This window comes from Aquipuribacter hungaricus (assembly GCF_037860755.1).
In the GTDB taxonomy this organism is placed as follows: domain Bacteria; phylum Actinomycetota; class Actinomycetes; order Actinomycetales; family JBBAYJ01; genus Aquipuribacter; species Aquipuribacter hungaricus.
Map to the genome: position 1 here is coordinate 1 of NZ_JBBEOI010000301.1, position 3,740 is coordinate 3,740.

Here is a 3,740-nt window from a genome sequence, read left to right on the forward strand (position 1 = left end):
CCGCGCTCGCCGGCGCCGTGCTCACCGGCGGCTGGCTCGGCTACGTCGGGGTCGCGCTCCCGCTGGTCGCGCTCACCGCGCAGCCCGGCCGGACCGCGGCGTCCGCGGCGGTCGTGCTCGCCTCGCTCGGGCTCACCGTGGCCGGCCTGGTCGCCGAGCGCTGGTGCATGCTCCCGCCCGAGGACGACGACGAGGGCGGCCCGGGCAGGAGCACCGGCGGCGGGGCCGGCGGACGCCGCCGCGGCCGCCCGGACGCCGAGCCCAGCCCGGCCTGAGGAGCTCGACGGCTCGGACCCGCGACGGCCCGCGATCGACGAGGACTGCGCGGGTGGGTCCGTCGGTGGTGTCGGTGGTCGGCGCGATCGACGAGGACTGCGCGGGTGGGTCCGTCGGCGGTGCCGGTGGTCTCGGCGGGCAGCCCGGTCTAGCGCGGCCAGTCGCCGGCCCGGTCGAGCAGCCCCGGGGTGGCCGGTGCGCCCAGCGCCGCGGTGACGAAGCGTGCCGGGTCCGCCAGGGCCGTGACGTCCAGGCCGGTGCGGACGCCCGAACGCTCCAGCGCGTACACCAGGTCCTCGGTGGCGATGTTGCCCGTGGCGTCCGGTGCGAACGGGCAGCCGCCGAACCCGCCGACCGACGCGTCCAGGGCGGTCACGCCCTCCTCGACCGCGGTGAGCGCGTTGGCGTAGCCCGTGTTGCGGGTGTTGTGGAAGTGGGCGCGCAGCGGCACGCCGGACTCCGCCCGCACCGCCCGGACGAGCCGGCGGACGTCTGCGGGGACCCCGACGCCGATGGTGTCGGCCAGGGCGAGCTCGACGGGCTCCGCGGGCAGGACGGTGCGGACGACGCGCATGACCTGCTCCGTGGTCACCTCGCCCTCGAACGGGCAGCCGAACGAGGCCGAGACCGTGACGGACGCGGGGACGCCGGCCTCCCGGGCGCGGGCGAGCATCCGGACCGTGGCGGCGAGGACGTCGTCGACGCCGGCGCCGTTGTTGCGGTGGCTGAAGGTGTCGGTGGTGATGACGACGAGGTTCACCTCGTCGACGCCCGCCGCGAGCGCCCGGTCCAGGCCGCGCTCGTTGAGCACGAGGCCGATGTGGTCGACGTGGCTGCCGTCGGGCGCGGTCCGGGGGACGGCGGCCATGACCTCCTCCGCGCCCGCCATCTGCGGGACCCGGCTGGGGTGCACGAAGCTCACGGTCTCCAGCCGCCGCACGCCGGCGGCGACGAGGCGGCGGACGAGCTCGACGCGGGTCGCGACGTCGAGCACCACCGCCTCGTTCTGCAGCCCGTCGCGGGGCCCGACCTCCACGACGTGCACGCCGGTGCGGTCGCGCGGGGGACGGCTGGGTGCGACGGCGGCGTCGGGCATGCCGACAGCCTCCCAGGTCCGCCAGGCGGCACCCAGGGCCCCGGTCAGCCCCGGTCGCGCACGTCGACGAGCTGCCAGCCCAGCGGCGAGGTGGGGCGGGTGGCGGCGCAGGTGAGCAGGGCGGGCGGCGCGCTCGGCGCCTGCCGGACAGTCACCTCCAGCACGCGGTCGACGTCGACGGCCAGCGCGACCGTCACCGCGCCGTCGTCGCGGGGGGTGCTGCCGAGCGGGCGGAGGGCGTCCACGGCCATCAGGTCCGGCACGGTCCCCGGGCCGGCGTCCAGCGGCTGACCCAGGAGCACCTCGCGGGCGTGGTGCTGCGCGGCCTGCACGGCGGCGGGCAGCGAGGAACGGCCGCGCAGCAGCCCCGGCACGACCCGGCCGTGCTCGGTGGCCTCGACGAGCCCCGGCGCGGACGCCGGGGTGACCCCGCCGTAGTACAGGCCGTGGGGCAGGACGACGACGTTGGCGGCGAACCGGCAGCCCCCGACGTGCGAGCACTCCCACACCCGGCCCGGGGCCAGCTCGTCGAGCGCGGCGGCCACCTCGCGGCCGCGCACGGCGCAGCAGGTGTCGTGGCGCCCGTGCGCGCAGGCCAGGTAGACCGGGCTGTCGGGGTCGCCGGGACCCTCGTGGCGGTGCGGCTCCACGGGCCCGTCGAGCCGGACGTCGAGCAGCTCGTCGTCCTCCTCGAACCGCCCCCACCGCACGGCCTCGCTCCCGGGGCGGGAGTCGACGAGCGCCCAGTGACGACGCCCCTGGCGGACGTGGCCGGCCCGGCCGTGGCGCCGGACCAGGAGGACGCGGGCGCCCGCGGCTCCGGCACGTCGCGACACCTCGCCGGCCACGCGGGAGCCCAGCCGGGAGGACATCAGGGCGTCGCGCCCCCACGGCCCGGGCTGCTCCAGGAGGAACCACCGGGTGACGGGGACGGCGGAGCCCGCCCGGGGGTCGCCGCGCTCGCCGGCGCCGTCGGAGCACCGGGGTGCCCGGTGCGCGACCGTCACCGGGACCCTGGCCCCCCGTCGGCGCGAGCAGCACCGTCGTCGGTCGTCCCGCTGGCCGCGGGGACGAGCACGCCCTCGCGCAGCAGCCGCCGGACGAGCCCGACGGCGTCGTCCCCGTCGAGCCCCGGCAGGTCGGCGGCGGTGGCCGGGCTGCCGTCCAGGAGCCGGTCGAGGGCGTCGCCCGCGCGTGCGGGGACGGACACCGTGCGGTCGGCGAGGACGAGCGCCAGGTCGTCCTCCCGGTCGCGGACCGCCCAGCGCAGGCCCGCGCGCAGCCGCACCGGCGAGGTCGCCGACAGCGACGCGACGGCCGCGGCCTGGGCGAGCGGGGCCAGCGGGGCGGGGCGGTTGCCGGACAGCACCGAGGGGGTGAGCCGTCGTGCGACGTCGCCGGCGTCGACGTCCTGCAGCCTCCGGACGAGCGCCTCGACGGTCGCGGCCAGGTGCGGCGCGAGGTCCTCGGGGTCGCTGGGGTCGGTGCCCAGGGGCAGCGTCGCGCGCAGGGCGGGGTCGTCGAGGACGAGGGCGGCCAGCTGCTCGACGAGGGCGGCCCGGGTGTGGACGTGGATGCCGACGGTGAGGTGGGCCGACACGTCGCCGAGCGCGGTGGCGGCGTGGAGCCAGCCCCGCGGCAGGTACAGCGCGTCGCCGGGGGACAGGACGGCCTCGAGGTAGGGCTCCTCGGCGGCGCGGGCGCGCACGGCGTCGGCGTGGTCGGCCCACGGGTCGTCGCGCAGTGGGTCGGTGACGACCGGGGCGTGCAGGCGCCAGCGCTTCTGCCCGGCGACCTGCAGGACGAAGACGTCGTGGACGTCGTAGTGCGAGGCGAACCCCTGGTTCTGCGGCGGCGTGACGTAGGCGTTGACCTGCACCGGGTGCCCCAGGTCGGCGGCCAGGCCGGTGGCGAACCGGGCGACCGGGGCGTGCGTGCGGTGCAGCGCCTGGAGGACCACGGTGGCGCCGTCGGCGAACTGCTCGGCGACCCGGTCGTCGCGGACCTGGTCCCCGATGCCGGCACCGACCCCGCCGCCACCGGTCCAGCGGCGTTCGGGCACGACCTGGCCCTGCTTGGCGACCCGCAGGAACGGGGTGCGCAGGCCCTGCTCCGCCAGCAGCACGTCGACGTCGGCGAGCGTCAGCAGGTCGGTGAAGTCCCGGGGAAGGTCGGCAGCCACGCTGAGGGAGGGCACGCGCGCCCACACCTGCTCGGCGAACTGCCCGGCCGGCACCGCGGTGCAGCGCGCGAGCGCCGGGCGGTCGGAGCCGACCGCCCGGCACCGCACGTCAGAGGTCGAGGTCAGCGGTCGGCCCCGCCGTCGGCGCCACCGTCCGCGCCGCCGTCGCTGCCGGCACCCTCGGCG

At 78.4% G+C, this 3,740-nt stretch carries 4 protein-coding genes; 1 reads left to right on the top strand and 3 read right to left on the bottom strand.

Annotation, left to right across the window (positions count from 1 at the left end; all coding sequences use genetic code 11):
- The coding region (locus tag WCS02_RS18565) for a DUF3180 family protein (protein ID WP_340295773.1) at positions 1–275 on the top strand (275 nt) is incomplete at its 5' end.
- Positions 276–424: 149 nt separating this feature from the next.
- Here the strand turns inward: WCS02_RS18565 and WCS02_RS18570 are convergent.
- From WCS02_RS18570 to WCS02_RS18580, 3 genes are all read right to left on the bottom strand, one after another.
- Complete coding sequence (locus WCS02_RS18570; RefSeq protein ID WP_340295774.1) at positions 425–1,372, bottom strand: hydroxymethylglutaryl-CoA lyase; 948 nt, start codon at positions 1,370–1,372, stop codon at positions 425–427.
- A 44-nt stretch (positions 1,373–1,416) separates the two neighbouring features.
- Positions 1,417–2,379 (bottom strand): sucrase ferredoxin, encoded by a 963-nt coding sequence (locus WCS02_RS18575; protein WP_340295775.1) that lies wholly within the window; start codon positions 2,377–2,379, stop codon positions 1,417–1,419.
- On the bottom strand, positions 2,376–3,740 hold a 1,365-nt coding region (locus WCS02_RS18580), incomplete at its 5' end, for a cupin domain-containing protein (protein WP_340295776.1). The genes WCS02_RS18580 and WCS02_RS18575, both read right to left, overlap by 4 nt.